This window comes from Candidatus Manganitrophus noduliformans (genome assembly GCF_012184425.1).
Classification (GTDB): Bacteria; Nitrospirota; Nitrospiria; order SBBL01; family Manganitrophaceae; genus Manganitrophus; species Manganitrophus noduliformans.
This window is the reverse complement of the sequence record NZ_VTOW01000001.1, coordinates 329,879-346,229: the sequence shown is the minus strand read 5'-3', so window position 1 is coordinate 346,229 and position 16,351 is coordinate 329,879. Positions and strand designations below refer to the sequence as shown.

At 57.6% G+C, this 16,351-nt stretch carries 14 protein-coding genes; 3 read left to right on the top strand and 11 right to left on the bottom strand.

Going from position 1 to position 16,351, the window contains the following annotated elements; genetic code table 11:
• Nucleotides 1-64 precede the first annotated feature (64 nt).
• The 4 genes from MNODULE_RS01615 to MNODULE_RS01600 form a co-directional block, all read right to left on the bottom strand.
• Nucleotides 65-1,171: a DNA topoisomerase IV subunit A gene (locus MNODULE_RS01615; RefSeq protein WP_168057743.1), complete on the bottom strand. Its 1,107-nt coding sequence runs from the start codon at nucleotides 1,169-1,171 to the stop codon at nucleotides 65-67.
• Nucleotides 1,172-1,179: 8 nt separating this feature from the next.
• Nucleotides 1,180-3,195 (bottom strand): DNA topoisomerase VI subunit B, encoded by a 2,016-nt coding sequence (locus MNODULE_RS01610; protein ID WP_238339172.1) that lies wholly within the window; start codon nucleotides 3,193-3,195, stop codon nucleotides 1,180-1,182.
• A 167-nt stretch (nucleotides 3,196-3,362) separates the two neighbouring features.
• Entirely contained in the window at nucleotides 3,363-3,851 is a 489-nt protein-coding gene (locus tag MNODULE_RS01605) for a gluconokinase (protein WP_168057742.1), read from the bottom strand.
• Nucleotides 3,852-3,902: 51 nt separating this feature from the next.
• The gene (locus tag MNODULE_RS01600) at nucleotides 3,903-4,859 is read right to left on the bottom strand and encodes an eCIS core domain-containing protein (RefSeq protein ID WP_168057741.1); all 957 of its coding nucleotides are present in this window, start codon (nucleotides 4,857-4,859) and stop codon (nucleotides 3,903-3,905) included.
• A gap of 554 nt (nucleotides 4,860-5,413) precedes the next feature.
• Between MNODULE_RS01600 and MNODULE_RS01595 the strand changes: the two genes are divergently transcribed.
• Nucleotides 5,414-7,300 (top strand): PD40 domain-containing protein, encoded by a 1,887-nt coding sequence (locus tag MNODULE_RS01595; RefSeq protein WP_168057740.1) that lies wholly within the window; start codon nucleotides 5,414-5,416, stop codon nucleotides 7,298-7,300.
• A 5-nt stretch (nucleotides 7,301-7,305) separates the two neighbouring features.
• Here MNODULE_RS01595 and MNODULE_RS01590 read toward each other — a convergent pair whose 3' ends face one another.
• The 3 genes from MNODULE_RS01590 to speD all read right to left on the bottom strand — a co-directional run bounded on the left by MNODULE_RS01590 (nucleotide 7,306) and on the right by speD (nucleotide 10,308).
• Complete coding sequence (locus tag MNODULE_RS01590; RefSeq protein WP_168057739.1) at nucleotides 7,306-8,787, bottom strand: aminotransferase class I/II-fold pyridoxal phosphate-dependent enzyme; 1,482 nt, start codon at nucleotides 8,785-8,787, stop codon at nucleotides 7,306-7,308.
• Nucleotides 8,788-8,987: 200 nt separating this feature from the next.
• Complete coding sequence (gene speE / locus MNODULE_RS01585; RefSeq protein ID WP_168057738.1) at nucleotides 8,988-9,908, bottom strand: polyamine aminopropyltransferase; 921 nt, start codon at nucleotides 9,906-9,908, stop codon at nucleotides 8,988-8,990.
• Nucleotides 9,874-10,308: an adenosylmethionine decarboxylase gene (gene speD, locus MNODULE_RS01580; protein ID WP_168057737.1), complete on the bottom strand. Its 435-nt coding sequence runs from the start codon at nucleotides 10,306-10,308 to the stop codon at nucleotides 9,874-9,876. Before speD ends, speE begins: the two co-directional genes overlap by 35 nt.
• Before the next feature lie 379 nt (nucleotides 10,309-10,687).
• Between speD and MNODULE_RS01575 the strand changes: the two genes are divergently transcribed.
• Together MNODULE_RS01575 and MNODULE_RS01570 are read left to right on the top strand one after the other, a co-directional pair.
• Complete coding sequence (locus MNODULE_RS01575) at nucleotides 10,688-11,659, top strand: ABC transporter permease (RefSeq protein ID WP_168057736.1); 972 nt, start codon at nucleotides 10,688-10,690, stop codon at nucleotides 11,657-11,659.
• A 72-nt stretch (nucleotides 11,660-11,731) separates the two neighbouring features.
• Nucleotides 11,732-12,610 (top strand): ABC transporter permease, encoded by an 879-nt coding sequence (locus tag MNODULE_RS01570; RefSeq protein ID WP_168059173.1) that lies wholly within the window; start codon nucleotides 11,732-11,734, stop codon nucleotides 12,608-12,610.
• 33 nt (nucleotides 12,611-12,643) lie between these two features.
• On the opposite strand, the gene MNODULE_RS01565 is transcribed toward MNODULE_RS01570, so the two are convergent.
• The 4 genes from MNODULE_RS01565 to MNODULE_RS01550 form a co-directional block, all read right to left on the bottom strand.
• Nucleotides 12,644-13,111 carry a PA2169 family four-helix-bundle protein gene (locus tag MNODULE_RS01565; protein ID WP_168057735.1) on the bottom strand — a complete coding sequence of 156 codons (468 nt, stop codon included), beginning with the start codon at nucleotides 13,109-13,111 and terminating at the stop codon, nucleotides 12,644-12,646.
• A gap of 28 nt (nucleotides 13,112-13,139) precedes the next feature.
• Nucleotides 13,140-13,292 (bottom strand): YHS domain-containing protein, encoded by a 153-nt coding sequence (locus MNODULE_RS01560; RefSeq protein WP_168057734.1) that lies wholly within the window; start codon nucleotides 13,290-13,292, stop codon nucleotides 13,140-13,142.
• A 332-nt stretch (nucleotides 13,293-13,624) separates the two neighbouring features.
• On the bottom strand, nucleotides 13,625-15,250 hold the full coding sequence (locus MNODULE_RS01555) for a peptide-binding protein (protein ID WP_168057733.1): 1,626 nt from the start codon (nucleotides 15,248-15,250) through the stop codon (nucleotides 13,625-13,627).
• A gap of 168 nt (nucleotides 15,251-15,418) precedes the next feature.
• Nucleotides 15,419-16,294, bottom strand: coding sequence for a PEP-CTERM sorting domain-containing protein (locus MNODULE_RS01550; protein ID WP_168057732.1), 876 nt, complete (start codon nucleotides 16,292-16,294; stop codon nucleotides 15,419-15,421).
• Nucleotides 16,295-16,351 lie beyond the last annotated feature (57 nt).

Below are 16,351 nucleotides of genomic sequence, written 5' to 3'. Positions count from 1 at the left end.
TTCTTATTTGGAATGACATTGGAATAGGGTGTTGCCCGCAAGCCCCATTCCAATGCAGCACTTCCTAATCCAACCAGTCTCTCTCTTTCAGCTTTTTCGGAAGGTACTTCTTCGTCAGATACTGAAAGTCTTTGTTGGCCAGCGCGTCGAGCTCGTATTTGAGACCGCTCTGGAGCATCCGCTTAATTTCCTTCTGCCAATCGGATTTTTGAAACCAGGGATAAGCAAGAAGCTCTTTCGCGCGGGCGATGTCTTTTTCGTTCAGCTTGATCCCGACGTTGCGCGGGAGGCCGTAGGTTTCGGGGTCGCCGCTGGAGAGGCCGATGAACTTTGCTTTCGGGATCGCCATCCGCTGGCTCTCAAACGCCAGGTTGATCGAGCCCTGCTTCACCACCGAGTAGATGTAGTAGCCCCAAGGGTCGTTGTCGACGAGAACGTAGACAGGAAGCCCCTTTTCTTCGTGCAGCCGCCGGGTCAAACGCCGGATGCCGCGGGGAGGCTGGCCGTTTCCGGTCAGCAGGATGCAATTGTACCGGCGCCAGAACTTGTCCTCCGAGAGACGGTTCCACTGTGTTCCCTTCTCGACCAGCAGAACGAAATCGGCGGTGCACTTCTTGATCGAAAGATACTCCGGCTCCACGATCGACGGGACCGAGTAGCCCCCTTTTCCCAGCCGGGTGCAGTTGACCGTGTCGCCGTCGTCGACCAACACCAGCGGCCCGACGACGCTCCCGGCGCTCTCGGCGCGGACATGGAGCTCCTCGCGCAGCGCTTCCAGCGACGCCTCCAGATCTTCGATCACCGGATCGGATTCGTCCTGGCTGTCGAAGGTGTTTTCGTGCGAGTCTTTCAGGGTATGCTTGGTCCGGTAGTAGATCTCCCTCAACGAGGTGGTGAGGCCGGCGCGCTGCAGCTCGGAGAGGGCGTCGGCGACGAGCACCGTCTGCATGAACTTCTTCGCCATCCCGACGTTGAAGAAGGAGCGCTCCTGCTTCTTCTTCCCCATCTCGATCATCCCCTTCTTCTCGCTGAAGGTGACGTTGGAAAGAGATCGAACCGGTATCGATAATGTGGGGTCCTGCCGCCGCTCCGCGGCGTGGATGACGGTGTCGGCGACGCCGATCAACTTCTTTTCGACCGGAGTGGTTTTGTGCTCTTTCTTCTTCGCCATGCGCTCTCCTATTTCTTTTTACGCGTTGTCGGTTTCTTCGCGACGCTGCTCGCCTTGGCCACCGGTTTGACCTTTCCCTTCGAGCGCTTCGGCGCCGTGGCGGCGTCTCCCGCTTCAGAGGGGGCATCATTTTCCGGCGCCCCTCCCCCTTTGAGGATTCCCTCTGCGGCGGGCCGCTCTTCCGGCGCCCCATCGTTCACCACCGGCGCATCCCCTTCGACCCCCTCCGCAGTGACAATGATCGAGTGCGGAAGACCTTCCGGCCCCTCTCCCGTCATCCCGAGGGCCGCGTCGGTCTTCTCGCCGCCGGTCCGCTTGAGCGCGATTTTTTGCAGCTGCTCCTTGAGCTTCTCCGTGGCGAGGTTTCCTCCTTTGAGCCGGTTGCAGGCATCGACCACCTCTTCGATGTAAAGCTCGAAGATGTTGCGCCGGCGGAATTCGGTTTTGGCCCGCTCGCGCCGCTTCAAAAAGCTCCCGAGCCGACGGCCGCACTCGCGCAGGGCCAGGGTGATCTCTTTTCGGATCTCATCATAATCGGCGATCGCCTCCTTCGATTCGCTGGTGAACGGCACCCAGACCGACGCCATGTGGACGAAGATCACCATCGGTCCGGCCGGCAGCGCCCCCTTCGATTGAGAAATGCCATAATTCCTCCAAGACGTTTCGAGGACCCCTTTGAAGGTGGCGCAGGCCGACTGCTGATAGAGGAGCGGGACGCGGTTGGCATAACGGATCACCCGGGCGAGCTCGCTGTCCTCCTCGTGATCCTCCCCTTCGGCCAGCGGGACCTTTTTCTCTTCCGCTTTTTTCCCCTCCGGCTCCGGCGCCCGGCCGTAGGCCAATCCTGCCTCGATGGCAAACGGATTCCCCCGGTAGACGGCCGGGGGACGGCTGACGGCGGTGTAGAACTCCCCCTTGATCTGTTTGTAGAGCCCGGCGAGGATCGCGTTCTCCCCGATCGGCGAGAGGCAGTTGGTCGGCGGCGCCATGATTTTGGTCGATTGGATCGCCTTGTAGAGCGCTTCCGCCTCGGCGCCGATCACATCGCGCGGCCGGCTCTCGGGGGAGAGCTGGGCCGCTTTGCAGATCTCCTCGGCGACATTCGCGGAGACCCGGCTGAAATCGCTGGAGAGAAATCCGGCAAGGGTGCGGCTCTTGGTGTCTTGCAGCATCTTCAGCAAGATGCCGAACTCGATGCCGTACGGATGCGGCTTGATCTCCTTCGGCGGAACCGGCAGCTCCTGAACCATCCGGGGATAGACTTTCGTCTCCCCCTCCGGGGTGATGTAGATGAGCTTTACGTGGGGGTTGGCGATCGAGGTCTGTTCCAAATAATCGTCGACCGACGCCCGCCCTTTCTGATAGCGCCCCTCGATTTCGAGCGCCACCTGGGTCCCACGCGGGTTCTCCCAGTCGACCTGCTTCTTCTCCAGGATCAGCGGCTCGTTCTTTTTGGTGTCGATCTGGACTTCGAAGTAGTGCGCCGGGCTCTTCGGACCGGTCCGGGAGATGATCTGCACCGGTCTTCCGGTCGTCAGCTGGCCGTACATCCCTGCGGCGGAGATCCCGATCCCCTGCTGCCCGCGGCTCATCCGAAGCCGATGGAATTTCGATCCGTAGAGAAGCTTCGCGAAGATCGGCGGAATCTGCTGGCGGACGATGCCGGGGCCGTTGTCGATGACGGTGATCCGGAAACGGGTCGCCTGGCTCGCCGGGGGGGGCGTTCCGTCGTTCGAAGCGATCTCAAGTTTGACGGTGACCTCCGGAAGGAGGCCCGCTTCCTCGCAGGCGTCGAGGGCATTGTCGACCGCCTCTTTGACGCAGGTGAGCATCGCCTTTCGCGGGGAGTCGAATCCGAGCAGGTGCCGGTTCTTGGTGAAAAACTCCGCGACGGAAATTTCCCGCTGGCGCGCCCCCATCTCGACGGCGGTAAGGGTGGTTCTCGGCGTCGCGGCGCGTGGGCTCGGTTTGGGCTCGGCGGTTTCGGGTTTGGGAGGGTCTTGTTTGTTGCTCTTTTTCGCCATGGCTCCTCTCAATCGTTGATGACCAACCCTTTTTTATAAGCGAAATCTCTCGTTCAGTCAACCTATGAGAATCAATTAAGAGCATTGGGATGGGGAGAATGAATGTCGTGGGGCTGCTCGCCCCGCCCCCGCGGTGGGGTGTGGGGCGAAGCCCCATTCAAATGTCTTTAAATGTTCGATGCACTTCGAATTTCTCTTACGATCTTGCTTGGACTTCTATTTACATCGACGACGACCACGTCGTCGCCCCAGGGTTCTTCCAGGGTCTCGAATTGGCTGTCGAGTAAGGCGGGATTTATGAAATGGTCGGATCGCTTCTCAAGACGGTTTTTGATCAGGGCCGGGTCTCCTTTCAAATAGACCCACCGAACGGCGTTGCTCACCTGCAACAATTGGCGATACGATTTTTTTAGCGCCGAACAGGCGAGCACGGCATTCTCTCCTCGCTGAATCCATTCGCCGATCGCCTTGCGCAGATTCGCGAGCCAAGGTTGCCGATCGTCGTTGGTGAGCGGAAGACCCTGACGCAGCTTTTCTATGTTGTCAGGGGAATGAAACACATCGGCGTCGTAGAAGTTCCAACCTAATTCTTTCGCAAGCAACTGGCCGATGGTGGTTTTCCCCGCTCCTGTGACGCCAAAAAGAATGATGACCATGGATTATTGTAGCATTCTACCCGGGTGGTTCGGGAGGGAGATCGATGGCGTTTACTTGATGGCGTCTTTTTTGGGATCGGGGAAGGTGTCTTCCGGATAGGACATCACGACATCGCTGATCAGCTTGCCGTCTTTATCGTACATCAGATATCCGAGGTTTGGCGGGGGAAGGGGGCGGACGATGTACCGCTCGGTTGTTCCCTCCGGGAAGATGGCGACCGCCCCGTTCTGATAGCGAACCATCAGCCCCTTGCCGAAGGGGGTGTCCCCCTCGCGCTCCGCGATGTCGAAGCCGAAGAGATCTTCCAGGTCGGCGTCCAGGGGAATCTCCGTCGGCCAATTCTCGGTCCCTTCGACGACGACGGTGCGGGGCTCGGGAGGCGCTTTCTTTGGCGCGGGGGGTAGTTTGGGGGGTGTCCCCTTCTGCGTTCCGGACCAATCGGTGGTGTGCCAGACCCGGAACTCCTTGCCGTTCCCTTCGTTGTTGATCCAGACCTCCCACCAATAGTAGGGAAAGTTCCCGCCATACCCCGCATAGAGATAGCCCCGGTCCCAAAACCATTGCGGCTTGTATCGCGCAAAAATCACGGCCGCTTCATAGTCGCCCCCCGCCCGGACCTCCCGTCTCGGATGTTTCTTCGCCCGCGCTTCGTACTCCTGCACCGTCAGCTCCCCCGGACCGGGCGGGACTTTCTGGGAGGGCTTCGGCTGCCGTTGAACCCGATGGTCGCCGGAGGCGCGCTGCTGCACCACGTGCGCCAGCTCATGCGCAAGCAAGCGCTTTCCCTCGGCCGTAGCGGGAGCATATTCGCCCGCTTCAAAAACCAGATCCGAGCCGACGGTGTAGGCCCGTGCTCCCAATGTGCGCGCCGATGCGGCCGCCCGGTCATCCGTATGGACCCGCACATGGGCGAAGTCTTCCCCGAAGCGGGATGCCATCCACCCGCGCGTCGCCGCATCGAGCGGCCGACCGGGGGAGGAGACGGCTTCTGGGACGGAAGAGGGCACCGCTGTCTCGCCGGAATTGTCTCCCCGGTCCGGTGCTGTCTGTAATCGCTCACGAGGACCCGGTGTCTGCATCACCTGATCGGCTGCGCGGTCCGCTTCCTGTTCAGACCGATCTCCCAGTGTGTTGGCGGTCAATTTGGGTTGGATCTGGGGATGCGCTGCATGTGTCTGGACCAAACGTTGGACGACTTGATTACCAATAGTCTGTTGCAGAAGAAGGAAGGCGTGTCTCGCCGGATTGTGTGCGAAGGAGTTTCGAGCCTGCATTTTGGAGCGGGCAGGCTGGGGCAGATGACTTTGTTTCTGATGGGGTCCGAAGGTGCGCATTCGCGGCCATTCTTCCGTCACTATAGGAAAACGGGTTGGATCTAGAGGGAGAAGAAAATGAACGACCTGTTCGAATTGTATGTCGGTCCTCTCCCCGGCGTCAACCGGGTGCATCAATGGAACGATGGGGTTCATTCAGAGGTCGGGCATGAAAGGCTCACATAGACATTCATTGCACTATGAAACTGCTATGGTATACTTCTTTCCCAAAATCCCTGGAGGTCAGTATGTCATCTAGGAAGCAGGTTTTGTGGTTACGGCTTCAATGTATCATTGCGACGCTTTCATTAGGAATGCTAGTCATGGCAATCTCGGGGTGCAGCGGAAGAGACGGATCACAGGGAGCGATCGGACTGCAAGGTCTACCTGGAGAGGAAGGAACGACTGGTGAACAGGGTTTACCGGGGGAACAGGGTCCGCCGGGGCCGATTGACACTACAGTGCCTTCCACGCCGACTAATCTGCGTGTTTTCTCGAACCCAAGCGGCCCGCCGACATTCGACCTCCGGTGGAGTCTGCCAGAAAGCCCCGTAGCTATCCAGTTCTTCGTTATCTATGAGTCGGATCAGACGATTTCGGCTTCCTCGGAAGAATTGGTTGTCGCCACAGTTCCTGGCGCTGCGCGAACTGCTCCAATTAGACTCGCCTCCAACAGCGGAAAGCGACACTTTCGTATTTCGGCTGTTAGCTTCACCGGTGTCGAAGGCCTACTCTCTAGTGAGTACATCATCGATACGACTGCCAGACTCCTGTTCCGTGCCGACAAAACTACTGATAACGTCACGGATCTATATAGCGCTACTCCCGGCTCCGGTGCGGAGCCGATCAATCTCAGCAACCTTGGTGCCGCCTCGAATGTGGACGAGTCGTTCCCATCACCGGATGGTCGCAGGGTTGCTTTCACCGCAGATAAGGATATGGATAATATCTTCGAGTTATATGTTGTACCGACTGACGGAAGCAGCGCGGCAGTTAAGGTAAGTGGCTCACTGGTTGCAAACGGTCAAGTAGCAACCAACTTTTCGTCTGTACCAATGATATGGTCGCCGGACGGTAGCCGAATCGCCTTTATCGCGGACAAGCATACCGATGATGTTGTCGAGGTGTATGTCGCCTTGGCAGATGGCAGCGGCGTACCTGTAAAGGTGAGTGGAACTCTCGTCGCTGGCGGGTCAGTGGAGGTCAATATCCCCCAGGCCTTTGACTGGTCGTCAGATGGTACCCAGATCGCCTTCGTAGCTGACAAACGGGCCAACGGTGTGAATGAACTCTTCGTGGCACCAGCGGACGGCAGTGCGGAACCGGTCCTGGTCAGCGGAACGATTGTGACCGGCGGCAACGTCTCTCAATTCCTTTGGGCGCCGGATGGAACACGGCTCGCATTCAGTGGAGATATACTCACTGATAATGTGGAGGAACTATTTGTGGCTTCTGCGAACGAGAATGAAGTTCCGACGATTGTGAGCGGAACGCAAACTCCGACGGCGAGCATCAATGACTTCGATTGGTCGCCGGACTCGACCCGTCTAGCAATCTTAAGCGATCGTCTAACCGACGATGTATTCGAGTTATTCGTCAATTCTGCTGCGGGAGGCGGAGAACCAATTCCATTGAGCGCTAATTTTAGCGCGTTTGCTGATGTCAATTTGTTTGCCTGGTCTCCGAACAGCCAATACATCGCATTCTCGGCAGACAAAACCACAGACGGTGTTGTCGAGTTGTACGTTTCACCCGCGACTGGCGGCACGGATGCCCACAGGGTTTCACCCGGCAGTACTTCTATTCCTCAATTCGCTTGGTCACCTAACAGCGAACGCCTTGCTGCCATTACTGGTTTTGGTACTACTTTCAGATTATTTACCGGTACAACACAATTTCTTGACCAGGGAGTTAGCGGCACAATGGTCGCTAATGGCGGTGTCATAGCGCTAGCATGGTCGCCGGATGGAAACCGACTCGCTATGGTTGCAGATAAGACGACGGACGAGATATTTGAACTGTATGGTCTCTTCCCTGCAAGCAATGAGCAACCTGTTGCCGTGAGCGGAACGATGGGAGCCAATGCAGATGTGAATAGTGATGGCCTCGTCTGGACTCCATTGGGGAATCCGTAGGAATTCTACTGCTTCACCACCGCAATGGTGCTGTTCGAAGCATTCAGCCCATCGACGGTGGCGCCGAGGCGGTCCATTTTGCGGATGTAGTCGATGACCTCTTGGGTCACGATCTCGCCGGGGACGAGGAGGGGGATGCCTGGGGGGTAGACGGTGATGATCTCGGAGCTGATCAGGCCGCCGCTCTCGTCGAGGGGGGCGTAGCGGTAATCGCGGAAGAAGGCCTCGCGCGGCGTCATCTGGCCCGCTTTGCCGAACGGCGGAAGGCTGACTTCGGCAATGAAACTCGATTGGCTCGGCTTGCCGTGATACTCCTTCGACATGTCGCGGAGCGCGTCGACCAGGCGGTTGAGATCGTCCCGCCGGTCGCCGATGCTGACGATCACCAGCACATTGAACGGATCGGCCATCTCGACCTGAATGTGATACTTGTTGTTGAGAATCTGCGACGCCTGATAGCCGGAGAGGCCGAGATCCCGGACGGTGATCGTCAGCTTGGTGATGTCGAAATCGCCCATCGGCGAGAAGAGGGGGTTTTTCACCATCGCTTTGTCGAAGCAGGAGACACCCGGAATCCGGTTGATCTTGCTGCGCGCTTCGGCGGCAAGCTTGATCGCCTTGTCGAGCAGCTTCTCCCCTTCCGTCGCCATCTGCATCCGCGCCAGATCCAACGAGGCCATCAAGATATACGAAGGGCTGGTGCTCTGAACGAAGCGGAGGACCGTGGCAAGGGTCGTCATGTCGACCCGCGGCCCCTGCGCATGGAGCATCGATGCTTGCGTCATCCCGCCGATGATCTTATGCGTGCTCTGGACGACCAGATCGGCCCCCGCTTCGACCCCGGACATTGGAAGCTGGGGATGGAATTTCAGATGCGGCCCGTGCGCCTCGTCGACCATCACCACCAACCCCTTTGAATGGGCATACGGGATAATCCGCTCCAGATCGGCGCAGATGCCGTAATAATTCGGGCTGGTGAGGAAGAGGGCCTTCGCCTCGGGATGCGCGTCGATCGCGCGGATCGTCGCTTCGTAGGTGACGTTGAGGGTCAGTTTCAGATTGTCGTCGACCGCCGGAGAAAAGAAAATCGGCTCGGCGCCAGAGAAGATCAGGCCGGCCAATACCGACTTATGGGCGTTGCGGGCGACCAGGACCTTGTCCCGGGGGCCGCAGGCGGCGAGGATCATCGCATGATTGCCGCCGGTGGTGCCATTGACCAGAAAGAACGACCGGTCGGCGCCGTAGGCCTTGGCGGCGAGCTCCTGCGCTTCTTTGATGACCCCTTTGGGCTTTTGGAGGGAGTCGACTTCGTCGAGGGTGGTCAGGTCGATGGAGAAGATCTTCGGTCCGACGAACTTCCGGAAGCGGGTCGAAATCCCCTTGCCGCTCTTGTGGCCGGGAGTGTGAAAAGAGACCTTCCGGCTCTCGGCCAGGGAGACCATCGCGTCGAAAAGAGGGGTTTTAAACTGTTCCTGATCGATTTTCATTACATCTGTCGGAGAGGCCGGCTAAGAGGGCTCGTCCGATTCTCCCCTCTCTCCCATGATCAAAAAGGCGCGGACCGGCTTCTTCCGGGCGCTCGATAAACGTTTCCCTTTCAAGGCGGAGGCGCCTCCAAAAAGGCGGGTCCTGCGCGAAGGCCCTCCGGCCCGGCGGATCGATTGGATCTCTCTTAAGAATTTTTCGCTCAATGGTATGTAAACAACGGATAGTTGTCTTCGATGATCCGCTCTTGTTTCTCCATCTGAATCCGGACTTGCTTCGGGAGGAAGAACTGGCCGACATGGGTCTCCCCGTCGTAATATTTCAGCTCCCGCTCCAGCCGCTGGGAGATGCGACGGTCGATCTCTTTTTCGTCCAACGCCCTCGGATCGAACCGTTTCGAGGCCAGAGCGAAGCCCCAGGGAAGACCGAAAGAAGGGATCGGCGCTTGATAGGGAGAGACGACGGGGAAGACGGTCCGGAGGGTCTGGTAGACGGCCGAAAAGTTCAGCAGGCTGGTGGCGGCGGTGGTGCCGGCCTGAAGAGAGATGATTCCGCCGCTCGTCAGACGCTCCATCACCAGGCTGTAGAACTCTTTTGTGTAGAGGAGATACGCGGGGCCCTCTTCGACCGGCTCGGAGATGTCGATGATGATGATATCGTAGGTGTCGGTGGTCTCCTCCAGATATTTTCGCGCGTCGAGATAGCGGACCTCCGCGCGGGGATCGTCAAACGACCCCTGGTGCCACTGGGGAAGGTGGCGCTTGCAACTCTCCACTACCTCTTGATCGATATCGACCATCAAGACCCGTTCGACCGACCGATGCCGGAGGATCTCGCGAAGGGTCGCCCCCTCGCCTCCTCCGACGATGAAGACTTTCTTCGGCTCCGGATGGGTAAACATCGCGGGATGGACCAGCGCTTCGTGATAGATGAACTCGTCTACCTCGCTCGACTGCATCTTGCCGTCGAGGACCAGACAACGTCCGTAGCTTTTGGTGTCCAGGATCTCTACCTGCTGAAATTGGGTCTGCTTGGAAAAGACGACCGTGTCGATCCCATGCATGTGCCCTTCAAACGGGGAGAGGTAATCAAGGAACCATTTGTAGCTCTTTGGCTCGGTCATAATGAACGGGCTCTCCTTTAACCGGCTTGTGAGGCAATTTCTGGTCTCCCAAGGAAAGCAGGCCTCTCTTCATTTCGACCAGAGAGGGGTTCTTCGACTGTAGTTTGGCGACAATGTAAGAGGCGGCGACGGAGGGTTGGAGCGTTTCGCCGCAGGTAAAAATATCAACGGCCGCATAGCCGTACTCGGGCCATGTGTGGATGGTCAGGTGGGATTCCGCAATCACGACCACTCCGCTGATTCCAAAGGGGCTAAATTTGTGGAACCGACTTTCAATGATGGTGGCTTTCGCTTCCTTCGCAGCAGTAACCAGAATGTCTTCGATCTTCTTCACGTCATTCAAAATCTTGGAGTTGCAATCTTTCAACTCCACCAGCAAGTGCGTCCCTAAAGCGTGCACTCTATTTGCCCCCTTTCGTTATGGGTGGGGTGAAGCCACCCCGTTTTGTTTGTTTGTGAGTAGTCTCACCTCCTTTTCTCCTGGAATCATCAAAAAGGTCAAAGAAATTTGTGTAAATATATAGCAATATTTTTTTTTGTCAAGTATAAAAAGTCACCACTAATTGGGGTCGGCCGATGTCGTCTCGTCTATAGGTTGAGGTTTTTGACATTTGTCCTATTTTCCGGAAAGACCCCCTCCGTTGAATAAAAGTTTATATCACATATGAACGGATATTCAATGCCGGTTTTGGAATGAATTGGCGGTTTTTGAGAGTTATTAGGTCAAAAGAACCCTGCATTTGATTTCTAAAGATTGTTTTTGATAGCATACCTAAAATATGGCCCATTTTCTCTTCCAACGGTTTTGGCAGCTTCTCATTACGCTCTTCGGAATCACCCTTCTGACCTTCGGCATCATGCATCTGGCCCCGGGAGACCCGACCGATCTTCAAACCGCCCTTAATCCTAAAGTATCGGCGCAAGCCAAGGAAAACTTAAGAAGGCTTTACGGACTGGACCGGCCGCTTCACATCCAATACCTCGATTGGCTGCGGCGCTTCGTCACGTTGGATCTCGGCCGCTCCTTTGTCGATGGCGCGCCGGTCTCTCAAAAGATCCTGGATCGGCTGCCGATCACGGTGGCGATCAACCTGCTGACCCTGGCGGTGATTGTTCTGGTCGCCTTTCCGATCGGCATCCTCTCGGCGACGCGCCAATACTCCTGGATGGACAAGGCGACCACCCTCTTTGTTTATATCGGGTTTTCCCTCCCCAGCTTTTGGCTGGCCCTGCTGCTGATGCTTCTCTTCGGCGTTTATCTCGGATGGCTTCCCCTCTCCGGATATCAATCGCTGACGACGGCGCAGCTCTCCCCGCTCGAGCGGTTGATCGACTGGGCGCGCCACCTGATCTTGCCGGTCCTCACCGCCTCCCTCATCGGTCTGGCCGGGTATTCGCGGTATCTTCGATCGGAGATGCTGGAGGTGATCCGTCAGGACTATATCCAGACGGCCCGGGCGAAAGGGCTCTCCGAGCGGCAGGTGATTTACAAACACGCGCTTCGGAACGCGTTGATCCCGGTGGTCACCCTGATGGGGCTGGAGCTGCCGACATTGATCGGCGGGAGCGTGATTATCGAGACGATTTTCGCCATTCCGGGGATCGGGCAGCTCTCCTTTCAGTCGGTGTTGGCCCGTGATTACCCGGTGATCATGGGGCTGACGGTCTTCGCCGCGGTGCTGACGTTGATCGGCAATCTTCTCGCCGATCTTTCGTACGCCTGGGTCAATCCGAGGATACGCGTTTCGTGAGGAAGGGACCGGGGCCGGGTGTCGGGTGCCGGAGAAAACCAAAATAAAAGGGACTCAATGAAACAAACCGAGATGCAACCAGCGGCCTCTTCCGCCGACCCCCGGCCCCCGACCCCCGGCCCCCCTCTTTTCTGGCGGCGGTTCAAGCGGAATCGGGTGGCGCTGGCGGGGAGCCTGATCGTCCTGACGATCTTTCTCGTGGCCGTCTCGGCGCCGCTCTTGGCGCCGCATGATCCCTACGAAATCAACATTGAAAAGATCCTCCAGCCGCCGAGTTTCGAACATCCGTTCGGAACCGATCCGCTCGGACGGGATGTTCTCAGCCGGGTCATCTGGGGGGCGCGGATCTCCCTTTGGGTCGGGTTCGTGGCGGTGGGGATCGCGATTCTGATCGGCATTGGAGTCGGCGCGCTGGCCGGTTTTTACGCGGGAAAGATCGATGCGATTCTGATGCGGCTGGTCGACATCATGCTCTCCATCCCGACCTTTTTTCTGATCCTGGCGGTGATCGCCATTCTGGAGCCGTCGATCTGGAACATCATGATCGTGATCGGTCTGACCGGATGGATGGGGGTGGCGCGTCTGGTCCGGGGGCAGTTTCTCGGGATCAAGGAGATGGATTACGTGACGGCGGCGCGGGCGCAGGGGGCGCGCGATTTCAGATTGATCGTCCGCCACATTCTCCCCAACGCCCTCTCGCCGGTTTATGTCGCCGCCGTGCTGGGGATCGCGGGAGCGATTCTCACCGAGTCGGCGCTCAGCTTTCTCGGCATCGGCGTTCAGCCGCCGAAGGCAAGCTGGGGGAGCATCCTGACGGCGGGCAAGGACAACATCGAGATCGCCTGGTGGCTCTCGGTCTTTCCCGGCCTCGCCATCTTCGTCACGGTCCTCGGCTACAATCTCCTGGGGGAAGGCCTGCGCGACGCGCTCGATCCGCGGCTGAAATTGTAGGGGCGTATTGCAATACGCCCCTACATCCGAAATCTACGCGGCTTTTTTCAGCCGCTCGTATTCCGACTTGCAATAAGCCAGGTGCTTGCGCTCGTCTTGAAGCCCGCGTTGGACATATTGAAGAATGTCGGGCGGAAAGTTCTTGGTTGCCCCCGCTTCATAGGCGGAGACCGCCGACTCCTCATTGGAGACCATGGCCGAGAGGATCGCGTCGGCCCCGCCGAGTTTGGAGACGGCCGTCCAGCCTTTTTGGAGAACCCCCATGCCGCCCGGCTTTTTCTCGGGGTCTCCCCCGTACTGCCGAACAAAGGGAGAGAGCTCCCGGACATGGCGTTCGTGGTCGCCCCGGAACGTGATGAAGCTGTCCCGGAGGGTGGGGTGTTTGTCGAGGCCGTCGATCGCCGTGTTATAGGCGCCGATGGCGTTGTGGTCCGTTTCGATCAAGTCGTTTAATGCTTCGACAATTTCGTCGTCGCGCATGATGGCGCCTTTGTATTCCATGCCGCTTCCTCCTTATCTGATGAACCGGTTAGGCCGCTTTGATCAGTAGATATTTCTCCGGTATCTCGTGAAAGTGTTTCCGGCACGAGTCGCCGCAGAAATAGTATTTTCTCCCCTCATATTTCAGCGAGGTTGAAAGTTTTTCGTCGATCAGGACCCCGCAAACAGGATCTCGGCTCATGAACGTCCTCTCTTTAATGGGTTGATACAGGCTGCGGCCGCATCAAGAAGCGGTTCGCGCGCAAACGAGAAAGAGGAGGATCTCCTCCATTGCTGCCGGACCGAACACGGACAGATTGGTTCGAGAGGGTGGAATACCAGACTGCGAAGATCGGTCGGGGCCGCAAGCACTTCTGAAGACTGCAAGCAGGATGCCGCCGTTAGGGACCCGATCAGGCAGCGCTGATTGCGCTGAGGGAGGAAAAGAAAAATGCGGAAAGGACTTCTTGTGCCGGACTGATACACATCCGCCCGGGAAGGGAAGATCGGGTGTGCTCTTCTTGCACAGCCGGATTAAGGAACGGCCTGCGGCTCCGCGCGGTTCCCGGAGATCTTCCACTGAGGCAGGTTATATTGGATCCCGATCGGCGAGGGTTCGATTCCTTTGAATCGCTTGTGAACAATCGGCAGGGCCATCGGGTAATATAAGAAGGTGTAAGGCTGGTCTTCCGCGATCAACCGGTGCAGCTCCTGATAAATTTTTTTCCGTTCTTCCTGATTGCAGGTTTCCCGACCTTTGACCAGGAGGTCATCGACCCGGGGGTTCTGATACGAGATGAAATTGAACTCCCCCTCTTTGGTTTTGCTGGAGTGCCAGATGGCGTAAATATCGGGATCGAGCCCCACCCCCCAGCCCATGATGACTGCTTCAAATTGCTTCTTATCGATAAATTGGTGCAGCAGTGTTTGCCATTCCAAGACCCGGATCTCCACCTGAATGCCGATCTCTCTCAAGCCCTGTTGGATGATCTCCGCCGCTTTCGCCCGCTCCGCATTGCCTTGATTGGTCAGGAGGGTAAAGGCGAACGGCGCTCCCTCTTTTTTGAGAAGGCCGTCCTTGTCGAGACTCCATCCGGCCTCCGCCAAGAGGGCTTTGGCCTTCTGAGGATCGTAATCAAGATCCTCCACGTCGGGATTAAAGGCCCACGACTCGGGAATGTACGGGCCGGTGGCCGGCTTGCCGAGGCCGAGGAGGACCCCCTGGATGATCGCGTTTTTGTTGACGGCATGCGTGAGCGCCTGGCGGACCCGCTTGTCCGAAAATTTGGGGTCCCGTAGATTGTAGCCGAGATAGGTATAACTCAACGCCGGGTATTTGAATTTGTTGAATTCGGTTTTAAAGAAGCGATCGTCGGTCTGCTTCTGGTGCTGAACCGGGGAGAGGGTCATCATGTCGATATTCAGCGCTTTTAATTCCAGAAATTGGGTCGCCGTATCGGGAATGAGCCGGTAGATGTACTCCTCGATCTCCGGTTTTCCCTCGAAGTAGTCGGCATTGGCCTTGACGACGACCTTCTGCCCCGTCACCCACTCCGAGAACCGAAACGGGCCGGTGCCGACCGGACTGCGGTTGAACGGATCGTTGTTGAGATCTTTTCCCTCAAGGAGATGCTTCGGAATGATCCCCATCCCCCAGCTTTCCAGGCCGGGGGCAAACGGCACCCGATAACTGACCCGAACCGTGTGCGGATCGATCTTCTCGACCTTCTCTACCGTTTCGAAGTTGCTGCTGTAGGGGGTGGCGATGTTCGGATCGATAATTTGTTGATAGGTGAAGAGAACGTCGTCGGCGGTGAACTCCCGGCCGTCGTGCCATTTTACCCCTTTCCGCAGATGAAAGGTCGCCAGCCGGCAGTCGGGGGTCATCTCAAACGACTCGGCGAGGTCGCCGACCAGACGGATGTTTTTGTCGTATTTCACCAGGCCGTTGAAGACGAGGCTGGCGATGTCCACCGAGGCGCTGTCGGTGGCGAGCATCGGAATCAATCGCTTCGGCTCGCCGATCGACGCCTCGGCCAGCGCGGTGGGGTTCTTCGGCGCTTTCGGCTGCGTGCAGCCCCAGATCGAGGCAAAGATCAGAACGAAAAGAGAGATCCTTGCGAAATTGGATTGAAACGTTTTTGGGTTCCGGAAATTCATCAGCGACCCGACACGGCGGTTGACTCCGGTATATCAGAGTCCGAACCGTTTGGCAATCACCCGGCCGGAACTTTCAGCAAATGAGAAAGGAGCGGTTTGAAAACGGCGGAGGGGATCGGTCCGTTCGGACCGATCCCCTCGCGGGTTTGTTAGAGAGGTTCTAAACGCTTAGCTCTTTTGCAATTTCCGAAGGAACGGAAGGCCCATCAGGCCCGCCGCGACCAGCAGCAGCGCGCTCGGTTCGGGAACCTGAGCGGACGGAGTTGACGTGAGCCCGATGAAATCGATTTCAAGCAGCTCGCTCTGATATCCTCCGAAATTCGTCGTTTCGGCGATCCTGAAATAGCCCCCCGTGACGGCCTGATCGAAAATGAACCAGTAAGCTTGATCGATCTCCGGAGCGTAATCATCGGTCTCAAGCCCGCTTGAAGAGGCGAGAATGGTCGCGCTGGCCGAGGAATTGAACCCGTTAAAGAGGAGATCGGATTGCGTACAGGAGGTGTCGTAGCAATAACGAAGCGAGAAGGGATCCAAGCCGGCATCCTCAAAGAAGACCAACCCGGTCACGGAAACGTCCTGTGTCGACGTCCGCAGCGTGACGGAGGAGCTGTCTCTGAAGTCGATATTCAGCGCGGCGTCCGACGACTCGTTGACAAAGCCGGCGTCGTCGAGCTTGGCGATCTCGCTGTTGACCCTGGAGGCAAGCTGGCTGGAGGAGACCTCGTTGGGGTCGATGGTGCCGGTGTGCGACTGGTAATAGAGGCGGTCGGTCGTCTGGATCGTGAGCGGTCCGCCGAGGGCCGTGGCCGATGTGGCGACTCCCGAGCTATTGAGTGTCAGTTGGAAACCGGCGGTGCCGTTGACGGTAAAAGGAGCGGCGGTGGCGCTGGTCGGCGAGGTCCAGTCCGAAAGGATGTAGGCTTGAGAAATAGAAAGGGCCCACGCGGGCGAGGCGGCGCCGAACATCAGGGTGATTGCTGCAACGATTGTCAGCGCCCGAATGCCGCGTTGTCTTAACGGAAAAGCCGTCGATAGGGTGGGCATGGTCTTTAGTGCTCCTTGAAGAGAGTGATCGTGTTATGCAGCCCACGGGACGAGGAT

Coding starts and splice junctions, on each gene's coding strand:
- MNODULE_RS01610 (WP_238339172.1), bottom strand. CDS start 3,195: ATGGCGAAAAAGAGCAACAAACAAGACCCTCCCAAACCCGAAACCGCC.
- MNODULE_RS01565 (WP_168057735.1), bottom strand. CDS start 13,111: ATGGAATACAAAGGCGCCATCATGCGCGACGACGAAATTGTCGAAGCA.
- MNODULE_RS01555 (WP_168057733.1), bottom strand. CDS start 15,250: ATGAATTTCCGGAACCCAAAAACGTTTCAATCCAATTTCGCAAGGATC.
- MNODULE_RS01590 (WP_168057739.1), bottom strand. CDS start 8,787: ATGAAAATCGATCAGGAACAGTTTAAAACCCCTCTTTTCGACGCGATG.
- speE (WP_168057738.1), bottom strand. CDS start 9,908: ATGACCGAGCCAAAGAGCTACAAATGGTTCCTTGATTACCTCTCCCCG.
- MNODULE_RS01605 (WP_168057742.1), bottom strand. CDS start 3,851: ATGGTCATCATTCTTTTTGGCGTCACAGGAGCGGGGAAAACCACCATC.
- MNODULE_RS01595 (WP_168057740.1), top strand. CDS start 5,414: ATGTCATCTAGGAAGCAGGTTTTGTGGTTACGGCTTCAATGTATCATT.
- MNODULE_RS01560 (WP_168057734.1), bottom strand. CDS start 13,292: ATGAGCCGAGATCCTGTTTGCGGGGTCCTGATCGACGAAAAACTTTCA.
- MNODULE_RS01570 (WP_168059173.1), top strand. CDS start 11,732: ATGCAACCAGCGGCCTCTTCCGCCGACCCCCGGCCCCCGACCCCCGGC.
- MNODULE_RS01550 (WP_168057732.1), bottom strand. CDS start 16,294: ATGCCCACCCTATCGACGGCTTTTCCGTTAAGACAACGCGGCATTCGG.
- MNODULE_RS01615 (WP_168057743.1), bottom strand. CDS start 1,171: ATGGCGAAGAAGAAAGAGCACAAAACCACTCCGGTCGAAAAGAAGTTG.
- MNODULE_RS01575 (WP_168057736.1), top strand. CDS start 10,688: ATGGCCCATTTTCTCTTCCAACGGTTTTGGCAGCTTCTCATTACGCTC.